Source organism: Nocardioides sp. Leaf307 (genome assembly GCF_001423135.1).
Classification (GTDB): Bacteria; Actinomycetota; Actinomycetes; order Propionibacteriales; family Nocardioidaceae; genus Nocardioides; species Nocardioides kribbensis.
Window position 1 is genome coordinate 431704 of the sequence record NZ_LMNY01000003.1, and the last position, 15105, is coordinate 446808.

Annotated in this window: 12 protein-coding genes; 3 read left to right on the top strand and 9 right to left on the bottom strand. The window is 74.1% G+C overall.

The window, feature by feature from the left end:
- Positions 1-50 precede the first annotated feature (50 nt).
- Positions 51-1064 (top strand): siderophore-interacting protein, encoded by a 1014-nt coding sequence (locus ASF50_RS16865; RefSeq protein ID WP_235557723.1) that lies wholly within the window; start codon positions 51-53, stop codon positions 1062-1064.
- Positions 1065-1184: 120 nt separating this feature from the next.
- Here the strand turns inward: ASF50_RS16865 and ASF50_RS19160 are convergent, their stop codons facing one another.
- The 3 genes from ASF50_RS19160 to ASF50_RS19165 form a co-directional block, all read right to left on the bottom strand.
- Positions 1185-1337: a hypothetical protein gene (locus ASF50_RS19160; protein WP_156718361.1), complete on the bottom strand. Its 153-nt coding sequence runs from the start codon at positions 1335-1337 to the stop codon at positions 1185-1187.
- A gap of 251 nt (positions 1338-1588) precedes the next feature.
- Entirely contained in the window at positions 1589-2419 is an 831-nt protein-coding gene (locus ASF50_RS16870) for a DUF4097 family beta strand repeat-containing protein (RefSeq protein WP_056905263.1), read from the bottom strand.
- 412 nt (positions 2420-2831) lie between these two features.
- Positions 2832-3395: a hypothetical protein gene (locus ASF50_RS19165; protein WP_056905440.1), complete on the bottom strand. Its 564-nt coding sequence runs from the start codon at positions 3393-3395 to the stop codon at positions 2832-2834.
- Positions 3396-3582: 187 nt separating this feature from the next.
- On the opposite strand from ASF50_RS19165, the gene ASF50_RS16880 reads away from it, so the two are divergent.
- On the top strand, positions 3583-5307 hold the full coding sequence (locus ASF50_RS16880) for a sodium:solute symporter family protein (protein ID WP_056905441.1): 1725 nt from the start codon (positions 3583-3585) through the stop codon (positions 5305-5307).
- A 23-nt stretch (positions 5308-5330) separates the two neighbouring features.
- Positions 5331-5570, top strand: a complete 240-nt coding sequence (locus ASF50_RS16885) for a hypothetical protein (RefSeq protein WP_056864913.1) — start codon at positions 5331-5333, stop codon at positions 5568-5570.
- Between the two features lie 486 nt (positions 5571-6056).
- On the opposite strand, the gene ASF50_RS19170 is transcribed toward ASF50_RS16885, so the two are convergent.
- The 6 genes from ASF50_RS19170 to ASF50_RS16910 form a co-directional block, all read right to left on the bottom strand.
- On the bottom strand, positions 6057-6206 hold the full coding sequence (locus ASF50_RS19170; protein WP_156718364.1) for a hypothetical protein: 150 nt from the start codon (positions 6204-6206) through the stop codon (positions 6057-6059).
- 155 nt (positions 6207-6361) lie between these two features.
- The gene (locus ASF50_RS16890) at positions 6362-10150 is read right to left on the bottom strand and encodes a (Fe-S)-binding protein (protein ID WP_056905264.1); all 3789 of its coding nucleotides are present in this window, start codon (positions 10148-10150) and stop codon (positions 6362-6364) included.
- Between the two features lie 246 nt (positions 10151-10396).
- On the bottom strand, positions 10397-11215 hold the full coding sequence (locus tag ASF50_RS16895) for an IclR family transcriptional regulator (protein ID WP_056905265.1): 819 nt from the start codon (positions 11213-11215) through the stop codon (positions 10397-10399).
- A 61-nt stretch (positions 11216-11276) separates the two neighbouring features.
- Positions 11277-11897, bottom strand: coding sequence for a hypothetical protein (locus ASF50_RS16900; RefSeq protein ID WP_056864910.1), 621 nt, complete (start codon positions 11895-11897; stop codon positions 11277-11279).
- A gap of 138 nt (positions 11898-12035) precedes the next feature.
- A complete protein-coding gene (locus ASF50_RS16905; protein WP_235557724.1) occupies positions 12036-13244 on the bottom strand; it encodes an MFS transporter in 1209 nt (402 codons plus the stop codon).
- A gap of 199 nt (positions 13245-13443) precedes the next feature.
- Positions 13444-14751, bottom strand: a complete 1308-nt coding sequence (locus ASF50_RS16910) for a choice-of-anchor P family protein (protein WP_056864909.1) — start codon at positions 14749-14751, stop codon at positions 13444-13446.
- Between the last annotated feature and the right edge of the window lie 354 nt (positions 14752-15105).

The window sequence follows — 15105 nt, forward strand, 5'->3', positions numbered from 1 at the left end:
TGTCAGGTAAGGTTTGCCTTACCTCATCTCGACCGCTCCGGGAGTACCCCATGGCCACAGCCACCTCCACCGCGCGCGCGGCGCTGCCGATGCTGCTGGAGACGGTGACCGTACGCCGTGTCGAGCGGCTCTCGCCCAGCTTCGTGCGCCTCGAGCTCGGCGCACCTGCGCTGGCCGACCTCGGCGTCGACGGCCCGCTGCTCGACCAGCGCTTCAAGCTCGTCCTGCCCGACGGCGACGGGCCGCTGCCGTCCTTCGAGGCCGCCGACAGCGGCTGGTACGCCGCCTGGCAGGCCCTGCCGCAGGCCGAGCGCGGCCACATGCGCACCTACACCATCCGCGACATCGTCGGCGAGGGCGAGGACACCCGCCTGGTCGTCGACGTCGTGCTCCACGACGAGGGCCCCGACGGCGAGCACCCGCTCGGCCCCGGCGCCCGCTGGGCCTCGCGCGCCCGGGTCGGCGACCGGGCCGTCGTGCTCGCCCCGCGCCGTGGCGTGGCCTACGGCGGCATCGAGTTCGCCCCCGCGCCGGGCGCCCGCGTGCTCCTCGTCGGCGACGAGACCGCCGTGCCGGCCGTCGCGGGCATCCTCGCGGGCCTCGACGCCGACGCCGAGGGCCACGCCTTCGTCGAGGTGCCCTGCGCCGCCGACGTGCAGGACCTGCCGCGCCCGGCCGGCGTCGAGCTGACCTGGCTGCCCCGCGACGGCGCGCCCCGCGGGGTGGCGCTGCAGCGCGAGGTGCTGGCCTGCCTGGAGTCGCCCGTGGTGCCGATCGGGCAGGTGGAGGTCGACGAGGTCGACCCCGACCTGTGGGAGACCCCGACGTACTCCTCCTCCGGCGAGGTCGTCGCCGAGGACGGCGGGGGCGGGGCCGGGCGGCGGGACGGGGCGAGTCGCTCGGAGCGGGCGGCCGCCGACCGCCAGACGGTCTACGCCTGGATCGCGGGGGAGTCGAAGGTCGTCACCGGGCTGCGCCGTGTGATGGTGCGCGACCTCGGCATGGACCGCCGACAGGTGGCCTTCATGGGCTACTGGCGCGAGGGCGTCGCGATGCGGTCCTGACCCTCCCGGCGCAGGTCGATCGGGCCGCGGGGGTCGGGTCGTCCGTGAGCTCGGGGCCGTGCGCCGGGCGTGCGTCCGGTGGCACCCCGGTGGGCTTCCTTCGGGGCTTCCGGGGGACGGTCAGGCGTCGAGGGCGTCGGCGACGCGGCGCAGGCCGCGGGCGAGTCGGCGGCGGCGCGGCACGGTGGGCAGGTGGCGCTCGTTGGCACGGGCGACGCGGTCGGCCACGACCTGGCGGGCCTCGTCGCGGTGGATGCTGGGCGGGTAGCTCATGGTGGGTCCTTCGGTCGCTGGGAGGCGCCAGGTGGGTCGGCTCGGAACGGCGGGGTCGGGCCGGCTGGTCTGGTGGGCTGGTCGGGTGGGTTGTTCAGGGTCGGTTGTTCAGGGTCGGCTGGTCGCGTGGGTTGGTGAGGTCGGGTGGTCAGGGTCGGCTGGTGAGGGTCGGCTCGTGCCACGCTCGCGGCTGACGCAGGGGCAGGGTCAAGCGCTCGGCGGGCGGTGTCGTGTGGGCGTCGGGGCCGGGCTCAGCGCCGTGAGAGGCGGACGTCGCCCGAGACGGTGGTGGCGCGGACGAGCAGGTGCTCCTGGCCCGGGGCCGGCTCGCCGACCGCCTGGAGCTCGGAGGCGACCTCGCCGCTGACGGAGCCGACGTCGGTCCAGGTGGGGAGGCCGGTGGGCACGCCGACGTGCACGTCGCCCGAGGCGCTGCGCGCGGAGATCGAGCCGTGCTCGGCCCGGTCGACGGCCAGGTCGCCGCTGGCGGTGCTGAAGGAGAGTGCGCCCTGGAGGCTGTGGACGTGGAGGTCGCCCGAGCCGGTCTTCACGACGAGCTCGCGGGTGCAGGCCTCGACGGTGACGTCGCCCGACCCGGTGGAGACCTGGGCCGCGCCGTCGACCCGTCCGAGGTCCACGTCCCCGGATCCCGACTGCACGGTGACGTCGGCGCAGCGCGAGAGCCGGACGTCGCCGGAGCCGGTCTCGACGCGGGAGGGCCCGGCGAGGTCCTCGACGGTCACGTCGCCCGAGGCGCCCTGGACGGTCGCAGTGGCGAGGGGGCCGACGGCGCTCAGCTCGCTGGAGCCGAGCCGCGCGGTCAGGCGGGAGCCGGCCGGCACGCGGATCGTGAGGTGGTAGTGGCCCTCGGCGCTGCGCCCGGTGGGTGCCGCGACCTCGACCCGACCGTCCTCGGAGCGGACGTCGACGGTGTCGGGGGCGGGGCCCGTGACCGAGACGGTGACCGGCTCGGCGCCGGCGGCTGCGGGTGTCGCGGTGACGTCGACGACGCCGCGGGGGTTGCGGACGACGAGGTCGACCGGTCCGTCGACGGCGAGGCGGTGCTCGCGGGTGCTGCTCATGGCTGCTCCTGGGTGGTCGGGGTGCGGGTGGGTCGGGGTGCGGGGTGGGTCGGTGCGCGGGGTGGGGCGGTGCGCGGGGTGGGGCGGTGTGCGGGGTGGGGCGGCGGATGTCATGCGGAGGGTGGATGCGCATCCACGGGTCGCATGACGTACGGCGCGGCGGCCGGGTGGGTGTGCGGGGTGGGGCGGCGGATGTCATGCGGAGGGTGGATGCGCATCCACGGGTCGTATGACGCATGGCGCGGGGCGGTGTGCGGGGTGGGGCAGCGGACGTCATGCGGAGGGTGGATGCGCATCCACGGGTCGCATGACGTACGCCTCGGTGGGCGCGGGGTCGGCGGTCCGCCGGTCGTCGGGGTGGGGCGTCGTGCGTCTCGGGGGCCGTCGACGCGCGGCGTCGTGGGGGTGCGGGTCAGACCCAGCCGGTGAGCCGGCGGCTGCCGGGCCGGCGGGTGAAGACCGGCCCGCCCCCGGGGCCCGGCTGGGCGCCGGGGTGGGCGGTGCTGGTGAGGTCGAGCGGCTCGGAGGGCTGCTGCGTGGCTCGTCGTACGGCGTGGACGAGCCAGGTGTTGAGCGACTGCCCGGCCTCGGCGGCGAGCTCCTCCGCGCGCGCCTTGACCGGCTCCGGCAGCCGCAGCGTGACCCGCGAGACCGCCGCGTCGTCGAGGTCCTCGGCGGGTGGTGCCGGCGGCGCCGGGGGTGCGGGTGGGGCCGGTGGCAGCAGCGGCGCGGGGGGCGTGACGTCGACGACGAAGGCCAGCTCCCGCCCGTCGAGGCGTACGTCGACGCCGCCGACCGGCATCTCGGCCGTGATCTGGGCCGCCGCGTGGGAGATGGCCTCCATGAGCGCGAGCCGCGCGGCCGGGTCGAGCGCGTGGCCCAGCCGCTGGGCCAGTGCACGGGCCTCCTCGCCCGAGGCGTCGGCCGCGGCGAGGAGGTCGCGGCGGAGGCTGTCGACGTACGGGGTCAGGTCCATGTGCACCACCATGACATCACTGTGACGTCACCACAAGGGCAAGGCGACATCAGATGACGTCGTTGTGGCGCTGATGGTTGACGCCGTCACCCGAGGGGGTGGCGCTGGTCGGCACGGGCGGGCGTATGTTCAGCAGGTTTGCTCATCCCCGAAAGGACGCTGCATGTCGATCTCCGCCCCCACGGCGATGGCCGGCGACACGCTGATCTCAGCCCACTTCGTCGACTACCTGCTCATCGCCATCTACTTCGCCTTCGTGCTCGGGATCGGCGTCGTGGCCCGCCGCAACGTCTCCGACTCGGTGGACTTCTTCCTCTCGGGCCGCTCGCTGCCCGCCTGGGTGACCGGCCTGGCCTTCATCTCCGCCAACCTCGGCGCGGTCGAGATCATGGGCATGTCGGCCAACGGTGCCGAGTTCGGCCTGCCGGCGGTGCACTACTTCTGGGTCGGCGCCATCCCCGCCATGCTGTTCCTCGGCGTCGTGATGATGCCGTTCTACTACGGCTCGAAGGTGCGCTCGGTCCCCGAGTTCATGCTGCGCCGCTTCGGCACCGGCGCCCACCTGGTCAACGCGATCTCCTTCGCCGTGGCGCAGCTGCTCATCGCCGGCATCAACCTCTACCTGCTCGGCAGCATCATCCAGGCCCTGCTGGGGTGGAACCTCACCCTCGCCCTGGTCGTTGCCGCGGTCATCGTGCTCTCCTACATCACCCTGGGCGGGCTGAGCGCGGCCATCTACAACGAGGTGCTCCAGTTCTTCGTCATCGTCGCGGCACTGCTGCCGCTGACCCTGATCGGGCTCAACCGCGTGGGCGGCTGGGACGGTCTCAAGGCCGGCATCACCGAGGCCGCGAGCAGCAACCCCGACGGCCCCTCGGCCGCCGAGCAGCTCAACTCCTGGCCCGGCACCGCGCTGACCGGCTTCGACTCCGAGCTGCTCTCGGTGATCGGCATCGTCTTCGGTCTCGGCTTCGTGCTGTCCTTCGGCTACTGGACGACCAACTTCGTCGAGGTCCAGCGCGCGATGGCCACCAACTCGATCTCGGCGGCGCGCAAGACCCCGATCATCGGCGCCTTCCCCAAGATCCTCATCCCCTTCATCACGATCCTGCCCGGCATGATCGCGGCCGTCCTCGTCTCCGACATCGCGCGCACCAAGGCCGGCGAGACGGTGGCGGGCGGAGCCGACGGCACGGTGAAGTACAACGACTCGCTGATCCTGCTGATGCGCGACGTGCTGCCCAACGGGCTGCTCGGCGTGGCCATCGCCGGCCTGCTGGCGGCCTTCATGGCCGGCATGGCGGCCAACATCTCGGCCTTCAACACCGTGCTCAGCTTCGACCTGTGGGAGCGCTACGTCGTCAAGGACCGCTCCGACGACTACTACCTCGCAGTGGGCCGCTGGGCCACGGTCGCCGCCACGGCCATCGCGATCTTCACAGCGCAGCTGGCGTCGAACTTCTCCAACATCATGAACTACCTGCAGACGCTCTTCGGCTTCTTCAACGCCCCGCTCTTCGCCACCTTCATCCTCGGCATGTTCTGGAAGCGGATGACGCCCACGGCCGGCTGGACCGGCCTGGTCGCGGGCACGCTCTCGGCGGTCGCCGTCGCCTTCCTGTCGGAGGACGCCTTCGGCTCGCTCAGCCTCGGCGTCATCCCGCTCGCCGGCCAGGGTGCGTCCTTCGTGGCCGCCGGTGCCGCCTTCGTGGTCGACATCGTGGTCAGCGTGGTCGTCACCTCGATGACCAAGCCGAAGCCCTACGCCGAGCTCAAGGGCCTCGTCTACTCCGAGACCCCCCGCGAGGATCTCGTCGACCCCGACGAGGCCTCGCACCCGTGGTACCAGCGCACCATGCCGCTCGCCGGCCTCGCGCTCGCCCTCGTCGTCGTCCTCAATGTGGTCTTCTGACCCCCACCTGATCGGAGATCGTCATGGCCCGGAGCCAGCACACCGCGGGTGCCTTCGACATCCGCAACATCATCGGTGCCCTCATCGGCATCTACGGCGTCATCCTCACGTTCATGGGGATCTTCGGAGACCCCGAGACCGAGAAGACAGGTGGCTGGAACGCCAACCTGTGGGCGGGCATCGCGATGCTCGTCGTCGGTGCGGTCTTCCTGGCGTGGGCGCGTCTGCGCCCCGTCGTGGTCCCCGAGGACCCGCAGGGCTGACCCGCCCCGCCCGGCCCCTCCCGCGGCCCGCGTCGACCTCGGTCGGCGCGGGCCGCGGTGCGTCTGGGTGCGTGTGGGGTGTCGGGTGCTGCGCCGGGGTGCGTCCTGCGCCGGGTGGTGGGTGCTGGCTGGCTGTCGCTACCCCGCAATTGCGCGGTGTGGGCGGTGGTCGGTGTCCGGGGCGTGCTCGCGATCAGCGCGGTCGCCTCGACTCGCCTGCTGGCGGCTTTGCGCGGCCGGGACTGTCGGTCGGGACTGTCGGGTGCGTGGATCGCGCAATCGTGTGCGCGGAGTGGTGCTCAGCCGCGCAATTGCGCCGTTCGAGCGGGCCGTGCGGCCGGGGCGGGGTGGGTGGGTGGGTGCTCCCACCCGCCGGAGGAGAGCGTCATGCGAGGAGTGGATGCGCATCCGCCCTTCGCATGACGTCCGCCCTCGACCCGACCGCGGCCGCGTCCCCGGCTCCGAGCCCGGTGCGCGGTCAGCGGGTCAGGGAAGGCGTCCGAGCACGAGGGCCACCAGGGTCAGCAGGAGGGGGCTCAGGGAGGCGGGGATGAGTACGGCGAGGGCGGCGGTGCGGCCGGCGCGGGCGGCGCGGGCCACGCCGGCGGTGTGGGCGGAGGGGCGCGAGGTCGTCATCGCCGCTGGGACGCGTCCGGAGCACGGATGGTTGCCGTCGAGCGTCGCCGTCGTGCCCCCGTCCCCTGAGCCGACGTGCCCGGGCCCAGAAAGCACGTGGCCCGCACCGACGGGTCGGTGCGGGCCACGGGGGTGCGGCGCTCGCCGCGGGGGACTCAGAGGTCGAAGAGCGAGCTCGAGCCGGAGATGTCGGCGTCGGTGCGGGGGGTGTGGGCCGCGCCGTTGCTCGCCGCCTTCGGCTTCTCGTCCTCGGGATCCGCGTCCTGGGCCTTCTCGCCCTCGGGCTGGGCGGGCTCGTCCTGCGCCGCGTCGTCCTCGGCGTCGGCCAGGGCCTGCTCGGCCTGCTCCTCGGCGTCGTCCGTCGCGTCGTCGGTCTCGGCCACGATGGCCTCGGCCTCCGGCTGGGCCGGGGCGTCGTCGGTGGCGGCGGCCTGCGTGGCCGCCGCGCTCAGGGCCGTCCCCGCGGAGGTGTCCTCCGCGACCGGCGTCGCGGCCGGGGCCTCGTCGGCCGCCGTGCTCCCGGTGGTGTCCGCGGAGGTGTCCTCGGACGCCGTGCCGGCCGCGCTCCGGGCCGTCGGCGGCTGCGGGGCCGCGACGGGCTCGGGAGCCTCGATGTCGAAGAGCGAGCCGCCCTCCGGGATCCCGGCCCGCGGGGTGACCGAGGCGGCCGGGGCCGCCGGGGCCACCGGTGCCGGCTCCTCCGCGGGGGCGCTGCTGGCGGCGGCGTCCTCGCCCGGTCCGTCCGGGGCCTCGCTCGTGCTGTCGGCCGGGGTCGCAGTGGCCGCCTCGGACGCGACGGGAGCAGCCGGTGCACTGGCCCGCGGCGCGGGAGCGGCGATGTCGAAGAGCGACCCGCCCGAGCCCAGGCCGGCGACCGGAGCGACCGGAGCGGCCGGTGCGGTCGGCTCGACCGGAGCGGCCGTCTCCTGCGCCGCCGGCGTCTCGGGCTCAGCGGGCTCGGGCTCGGAGGTCTCGACCGGGGCGCTCGCAGCCGGCTTCGCCGGGGCGGGCTCGGCGGCCGGGATGTCGAAGAGCGAGCCACCGGCGCCGAGGTCGGTGCTCGGCGTCGGAGCAGCCGACGGAGCCGGCTCCGTCGCGGCGGGAGAGGCGGCAGCCGGGTCGGCCTTCGCCTCGGGAGCCGCGGGCTTCGCCGCCGGGATGTCGAAGAGCGATCCGCCCGACGAGACCGCCGTGGCCGCCGGCGGGTCGGCCGGCTTCTCCGTGGGCGCCTCCTGCGACGGGGCCGGCGTCGCGGCGGGCTGGTCGCCGCCGAGGTCGAAGAGCGAGCCGCCCGACGTGGAGCCGCCCGACGTCGAGCCGCTGGTCGACGGCGCGTCCTCGGCGGGGGTCGCCTTCGCCGCCGGCTGGTCGCCGCCGAGGTCGAAGAGCGAGCCGCCCGCGGAGGTCGGCTCGGCGGCCTTGGCCTCGGCCGGCACGGACTTGCCGGGGGCAGCGGTCTCGGGGGTGTCGAAGAGCGAGGCGCCCTGGGTCGCGCCGGCCGGCTTGTCGTCGGCGGCCGCGGCCTCGGGGCTGTCGAAGAGCGACGAGCCCCCGCTGGCCTTCGCCAGCGGTCCGGCGTCCTGGGTCTCGACCACCGTGTCGTCGGTGATGGTCTCGTCGCCGGCCTCGGGCTCGGCCTTGGTCTCGACCGGGCGCTCGAGGGTCGTGGTGCCGCCGCCCTGGGCCGCGGCCGCGGGAACGGCGGCGGCCGCGCCCGCACCGGGCGCCAGCTTGGTGGCCTGCTCGCCCTTGACCGACGCCAGCAGCATCTGCGCGACGTCGAGGACCTCGACCTCCTCGCGGGCCTCGCCCTTCGACTGCTTCATGGTGAGGCCGTCGGAGAGCATGACGCGGCAGAAGGGGCAGCCGACGGCGATCTGGTCGGCGCCGGTCTCGACCGCCTCGTTCGTGCGGTTCATGTTGATCCGCTCGCCGATGTTCTCCTCCATCCACATGCGCGCGCCGCCGGCGCCGCAGCAGAAGGAGCGCTCGGAGTTGCGCTCCATCTCGACGACCTCGGCGCCGGGCAGGATCTGGAGCAGCTCGCGCGGGGGCGTGTAGACGCCGTTGTGGCGACCGATGTAGCAGGGGTCGTGGTAGGTGATGGAGCGCTTCTGCGCGCCGGCGCCCTCCTTGACCGGGGTCAGCTTCCCCTCGCGCACCAGCCGGTTGAGCAGCTGGGTGTGGTGCACGACCTCGAGCTCGACCCCGAACTCCTTGTACTCGTTCTTGAGGGTGTTGAAGCAGTGGGCGCAGGTCGAGACGACCTTCTTGACCTTGTACTCCTTGAGCGTCTCCGCGTTCTGCTGGGCCAGGCCCTGGAAGACGAACTCGTTGCCGGCACGCCGGGCGGGGTCACCGGTGCAGGTCTCGCCGTTGCCGAGCACACCGAAGGAGACGCCGGCCATGTCGAGCAACTCGGCGACGGCGCGGGTGGTCTTCTTCGCGCGGTCCTCGTAGGCGCCGGCGCAGCCGACCCAGAACAGCCAGTCGACCTCGTCGAGCGACTCGATGGTCTCGCCGACGACCTTGACCTCGACGTCGAGACCCTTGGCCCAGTCGAGGCGGGCGTTGGGCGACATGTTCCACGGGTTGCCCTTGTTCTCCAGCCCCTTGAAGAGGCCGTTGAGCTCGGCGGGGAAGTTCGACTCCACCAGGATCTGGTGGCGGCGCATGTCGATGATGTGGTCGACGTGCTCGATGTCGACGGGGCACTGCTGCACGCAGGCGCCGCAGGAGGTGCAGTTCCACAGCACGTCGGGGTCGATCACGGCGGCGCCGGAGTCGGGGTTGTAGAACCAGTCGTCGCCGGTGTCGCCGACCAGCGGCCGCTCGACCTCGAGGGCCAGGGCGCTGTCGTTCTCCAGCAGCGCGGCGCGGTCGCCCTCGGCGGCCTTGAGGTACGGCGCCTTCGCGTAGGCGTGGTCGCGCATCGCGGTGATGAGGAGCTTGGGGGAGAGGGGCTTCTCGGTGTTCCAGGCCGGGCACTGGCTCTGGCAGCGGCCGCACTCGGTGCAGGTGGTGAAGTCGAGGATGCCCTTCCAGCTGAAGTCCTCGATGGCTCCGACGCCGAGCTTGGAGTCCTCGTCGAGGTCCTCGAGGTCCTCGAGGCTGACGACCTTGCCGCCGCTGGTGAGGGGCTTGACCCCGCCCAGCGCGGTGCGGCCGGAGCCCTCGCGCTTGAACCAGATGTTGGGCCAGGCGGTGAAGCGGTGCCAGGCGACGCCCATGGTGAGGTTCAGCGAGATGACGATGAGCCAGATCATGGCCAGGACGATCTTGATCATCGCGATGACGATGATGATGTTCTCCAGCGTCTCCGGGTCGGTGCCGTAGAGCACGTCGCCGAAGAACGAGCTGACCGGGAAGTGGAAGCGGCTGTACTTCTCCACGTCCTCGCCGCCGAGGGCCTGGCCGAGGTTGTACTCCGCGCCGCGGATGAAGAGGATCGCGGAGCCCTCGAGCAGCGCCATCGCCTCGACGAAGTAGGCCTGCCACATCGTGGAGCGGTAGAAGCGGGAGTTGCGGCCCTCGCGGCGCGGGTGGTGCTTCTGGCGGTAGATCGCGAGGTAGACGATGCCGACCGTGCCGAGCACGCCGAGGATCTCGCCGAGCCACTCGTAGAGGAAGAAGTGACCGATGACCGGGAGCTGGAACTCGGGGTCGAAGAGCTGGAAGTACGCCGTGAAGACCGCGGCGCCCAGCACGATGAAGGCCAGGTAGACGAACCAGTGCATCACGCCGACGACGCTCCACTGGAGCATCCGGGTGTGCAGGAACGTCTCCTTGACCATGGTCAGCGTGCGCTGCACCGGTTGGTCGGTGCGACCGGTGGTCGGCTGCCCGATCCGCACCGTGGCGACGATCGAGCGCACGGCCCTCACGGTCAGCACGACGGCGACGGCGGTCAGCGCCAGGGAGACGACGATGGCGAAGATCTGCATCGGAACGGGTGGCCCTTCCTCGACGGAGCACGTCCCGGGGCGGCCGTGACGTGCCCGCGAGCCTAGGGCCGAGCGAGCAGGACCGTCAGGCCCTCCGGGGGGTGAGAAGAATCCTACCGGTAGGTAACTTGATCCGGTCGTGTCGGCGTGGACACACCTCCTGCGGTCCCTGTCGTCGAGCGCCGACGACAGGCCGGTGCCGCGCTCCGGCCAGGGGGTCGCCCGGGCGCCGGGGCAGGCCCGAGGTCAGTCGACCGCTGGTCGCTCGGGGCCTGCTGCGGGGTGTCCGCCCAGGCGTCGGGTGAGCAGGTCGGCGGTGCGGCCGACCTCGCGGGCGACCAGGGCGGGCGACACCTCGCCGGCGGGGTAGGTGACGGCCAGGCCGGCGACCGGGTGCCCGTTGTGGTCGAGCACGGCGGCGGCGGTGCTGGCCATGCCCGGGGTCACCTCGCCGTCCTCGGTGGCGTGGCCGCGCCGGCGGGTCTCGACCAGCACCGCGCGCAGCTCGCCGAGGGTGCGGGGACCGCTGCCGTGGCGGTCGACGAAGGCGTCGGGCGAGGGGTAGAGCGCCCGCACCTGCGCGGCCGGCAGACGCGCCAGCACGGCCCGCCCGCTCGCGGTCAGGTGGGCGGGCAGGCGCACGCCCACGTCGGTGACCAGCGGCGGGCGGCCCGGCGCGCGCTCCTCGACGACGTAGAGCACGTCACGCCCGTGCAGCACGGCGAGGTGGGCGGTCTGGCCGACGCGGTCGACCAGCGCCGCGAGCGCCCGGCGCGACAGGCGCTGCAGCGGCTCCTGGCGGGAGTAGCCGCTGCCCACCTCGAAGGCCGCGACGCCCAGGCCGTAGCGGTGCTCCTCGGCCAGGTGCGTCACGAAGCCCTCGGCGATCATCGCCGCGAGCAGGTGGTACGCCGTGCTGCGCGGCAGCCCGACCTCCCGCGCGATCCGCTCGAGCGGCACGGGGTCGGGCTGGGTCGCCAGAAAGCGCAGCACCCGCAGCGCGCGCGTCGCCGCCGGCACCTGCGACCCGCCGGTGGCGGTCGTCGGCTGCCTCGGCTCGTCCACCCCGGCAGCCTCTCAGACCCGGGCGGCCGCGTGGTGCTGTGGCGGGCGCCGCGGTCGGGGCTCAGGGGGAGCGGTGGCGCCCCTGACCGGCGTCGGGGGCGGCGGCGGGCTCGGTCTCGCCCACGGGGGCGGCGCGGCGGCCGGGGGCGGGCTGGGTGCCGGGCTCGACCGGGGCCATGCCGGGCCGGTCGGAGGCCTCCGGCTTCGGCGGGAAGGCCGGTGCGGTCGCGGAGGTCGCGGAAGGCGCCGAGGTCGCGGAGGCGCCGGTGGCCGTGCCAGCCGCGGGGGTGGCGCCCTCGGGCCCGCCGGGCAGGTCGGTGGGGCTGCCGGTCACGGGCGCCGGCGTGGCGGCGCGGTCGGGGTCGAGCTGGTCGGCCTCGCGCAGGGCGTCCTCCTGGTGGGCCTCGGCGACGGTGGCCTCGTGGCGGGCGGCCTCGGCGCGCTCGCGGGCGCGGTCGGCCTGCATCTGCGCGACGCGGGCCTCCTCCTCGGCGGCCTCCGCCCGCTGCCGGGCCTCGGCGATGGAGCCGCCCTGACGCTGGGCCTGGCCGCGCAGCTGCCCGGCCTGCTCGAGGCGGACCTCCTTGAGCCGGGCGTTGCGGCGCCCGACGAGCACGACGGTGGCCACGACGGCGGCCAGCACGAGCACGGCCAGGACGACGACGATGGTGATGGTGGTCATGGGACTCCTCGGGTTGAACCCTCGACCCTGCCCCTCCCCGGGCCCCCGCGGCTTCACCCGCCCGGGTCCCCTGTGCTGGTCCCCTGTGCTGGTCCCCTGTGCTGGTCCCCTGTGCCGGTACCCGCGCTGGGCGCCGCCTCAGCGCAGGGCACGCTCCCCCCGCACCGGCACGAGGGCGACGGCGGCCAGCGGGCAGAGGGCGGCCAGGGCGAAGGCGGCGGCGTACCCCGCCTGCGCCACGAGCAGGCCGGCGACGGGCGGGACGGCGGAGGCGGCGAGGTACTGCGCGGTGTTCTGCGCACCCAGCGCCCGCCCCGACCAGAACGGCCCGGCCCGCTCGGCGACGGCGGTGAAGGCCAGGCCGTTGTCGGCGACCGTGACCACGGTGGCGAGCACCACCAGCGGCACGGCCACGGCCGCGTCGAGCCCGGCGGCGAGGCCGAGGGCGGCCATCGAGAGCCCCGCCGCCACCGTGACCCAGCGCAGCGGGCGGATCCGGCTCCCGACGACGTCGCTGAGCTGTCCGACCGCCACCCGCCCGAGCGCCCCGAGCAGCTGGGAGACGGCGACGAGCGTGCCCGCCGCGGCCGCCGACCAGCCGCGGTCCTGCACCAGCCAGACGAGGGCGAAGGTCCACACGAGGAACTGCGGCACGACCAGGAGCACCGACACGGCGTGCACGCGGGCCAGGAAGCCGTCCTCGCGGTAGGGGTTGGGGGCGCTGCCCTCGTGGCGCTCGGGCCGCGGCGGGTCGACGACGACCGCGGCGACCAGGGCGGCGGCCAGCAGCGCGGCAGCGACGGGCACCCCGAGGGCCGCCGTGACGCCGCGGGTCTCGGCGACCACGGCGATGGTGACGGCCGCGATCCCGACCCCGGCCGGCTGGGCCATCTGCCGGATGCCCATGGCCAGGCCGCGACGGTGCGGCGGGAACCACCCGACGACCACCCGCCCGCTGGCCGAGGCGGTGCTCGCCGCGGCCGCCCCGGCCGCGGCCAGGGCCAGCGCCAGGGCGACGACACCGCCTCCGGCCATGGCGACGCCGCCGAGCGCGGCGGTGAGCACGAGCCCGACCAGCAGCGTGGCGCGCTCGCCGCGGGCGTCGGCCAGCGCCCCCCACGCCACCAGCGTGAGGGTGACGCCGAGCGTCGGTGCGGCGGCGACGAGACCGGCCTGGGCGAGGCTGAGCCCGCCGTCGGCGACGAGCACGGGGATGAGGAACGCGGGCCCGTGGATGGTGATGCCGGCCGCCGCCTGCGCCGTCGTCGAGGCCGCCAGCATGGCCCAGCGGCGGGCCGCGCCGACCTCGGTCGCCGGCCGGGTCGCGGTCGAGGGCGGGGTGGTCACCGGTCCAGTACAAGCCCCGCCGGGCCCGCCCGCGCGCCGCGTCCCAGTCCGCGGCCAGGGCCCGGTCCGCCTCCGGAGCAGGGCCCGGTACGCCGACCGGCCCGGCCCCCTGCGTGAGGGGACCGGGCCGGTCGGGTGGGGACGGGTGCCGCGTGGCGCGGCGGTGGTGCGACGGGCCGGTGGCGACCGCCGCGGCGGGTCAGCTGCCGAGCGGCTGGATGCGGAGCTTGGCCTCTCCGATGTTGACGACCGAGTCGACGTCGTCGCCGCCGGCCTCGAGCAGCGTGATGCGCAGCGCGACGACCTTCATGCCCCAGGCGGTCTTGCGCTTGAGGTTGAACTCCAGCTTGACCAGGCCGACGCCGGGGATCTCGATGGTCTCGGGCAGCTGGTCGAGCTCCTGGGCCTGACCGCCGGCAGTGATGCCGACGAACTTCGTGAAGCCGTTCTTGGTCACCTTGCCGCCCTTGCGGACCACGTTGACCTTCGCCTGGAGGCCCTCGATGACCAGGGCGTCGCCGCCGAGGGAGATCTTGGCGACGCCGGACTCCTCGGTGCCGCTCGCGCGGCCCTTGACCTGGTTGGCGCGCTGCTGGCTGTAGGCGCCGTCGACGACGACCTGGTCGGCCAGGTTGACGCTGGCGGCGCTCTTCTTCTTCAGCTCGCCGTCGGTGCCGGTGCACGGCATGATCGAGTTGACGGCGCGGCCGACCCGGATGAGGTCGCCGATGACGTCGGCGCGCACGGGGCTGGAGTTGCCGTTGAAGATGCCGGAGACCGCGCCACGCTCGAGCTTGGCGGCGCTGCGCGCGACCTTGACGGTGGTGTCGGTCGGGATGACGTGGATGAAGAGGGCGTTGGCGTAGGCCGTGGCGCCCTGGCGGTTCTTCTTCTCGATGCTCTTGCCCAGCGAGATGGTGGCCAGGCCGGGGATCTCGATCGGCTGGTCAGGCGTGGGCAGGGGCAGCGTCTGCGCGGGCAGGCCGCCGGCGGGCTGGAGCTTGATGCCGAGCACCGAGGTGTTGGTGGCGGTCTTGAAGCCCTTGTCGGGGCCCGACTTGGTGTAGGTGACGCGCGAGGTGGCCGAGACCCCGGTGATCGACAGCGACCCGAGGGGGGTGTCGAGGATCGAGACGTCGGCGACGGAGTGCTTGGCCAGGGAGAAGACCTTGTTCTTGCGCTGGCGGGTCTGCACGTCGGTGCGCACACCGGAGATGGTGCCGAGGCCGGGCACGTTGACCTCGGCGATGTAGTTGTCGCGGGTCTTGCCGGCCTGGTTGGTGCACGCGATGGTGCTGAAGCCGGTGGTGCCGGAGTCGGCCGGGACCATGCCGCCCTCGACCAGGGTGCCGTAGCCGGTCGCGGTGAAGGCGAAGTTGGTGTTGGTCAGCTTGGCCGAGCTGTCGCCGCCGGCGGCGGGGGCCGCCGTCGAGGTGGGGGCCATCATGAGGGCGGTCGAGGCCGCGACGGCGAGCGCCGTCGCGACGGGGACCAGGCGAGAACGCATAGAGAGACTCCTGCTGCTGAGGGGGAGGACGCGCCGACCTCCCTCAGCCGGACGCGGGTAAGACACATCTCAAATGTGACTTCCGCGATCCATTTTGCACATCGCGGGGGTCTCGCGGGCTAGACCGCCTAAATTCGTGAGACTTGGATCCGATCCAGTTCGGTTGGCGCTCCGCGCGGGGTGACCAGAGCGCCCGACCGCCCCGGCGGCGCCGGTGCCGGCCGCCGTCTCGTCAGGCTGACAGGTCCTCCGTCGGGCCGACAGGTGGTCGAGACCACCGCGGTGGCACCGGTCGGCGGGCCCGGCCGATTCGTCTCGGATCCGAGACAGTGGTGGTCGGCCGGCCCTGTCGGC

Bases quoted from the DNA above. Each gene is read 5' to 3' on its own strand.
- ASF50_RS16900 (WP_056864910.1), bottom strand. From the start codon at position 11,897: ATGACCACCATCACCATCGTCGTCGTCCTGGCCGTGCTCGTGCTGGCC.
- ASF50_RS16890 (WP_056905264.1), bottom strand. From the start codon at position 10,150: ATGCAGATCTTCGCCATCGTCGTCTCCCTGGCGCTGACCGCCGTCGCC.
- ASF50_RS19170 (WP_156718364.1), bottom strand. From the start codon at position 6,206: ATGACGACCTCGCGCCCCTCCGCCCACACCGCCGGCGTGGCCCGCGCC.
- ASF50_RS16865 (WP_235557723.1), top strand. From the start codon at position 51: ATGGCCACAGCCACCTCCACCGCGCGCGCGGCGCTGCCGATGCTGCTG.
- ASF50_RS16870 (WP_056905263.1), bottom strand. From the start codon at position 2,419: ATGAGCAGCACCCGCGAGCACCGCCTCGCCGTCGACGGACCGGTCGAC.
- ASF50_RS16885 (WP_056864913.1), top strand. From the start codon at position 5,331: ATGGCCCGGAGCCAGCACACCGCGGGTGCCTTCGACATCCGCAACATC.
- ASF50_RS19160 (WP_156718361.1), bottom strand. From the start codon at position 1,337: ATGAGCTACCCGCCCAGCATCCACCGCGACGAGGCCCGCCAGGTCGTG.
- ASF50_RS19165 (WP_056905440.1), bottom strand. From the start codon at position 3,395: ATGGACCTGACCCCGTACGTCGACAGCCTCCGCCGCGACCTCCTCGCC.
- ASF50_RS16880 (WP_056905441.1), top strand. From the start codon at position 3,583: ATGGCCGGCGACACGCTGATCTCAGCCCACTTCGTCGACTACCTGCTC.
- ASF50_RS16910 (WP_056864909.1), bottom strand. From the start codon at position 14,751: ATGCGTTCTCGCCTGGTCCCCGTCGCGACGGCGCTCGCCGTCGCGGCC.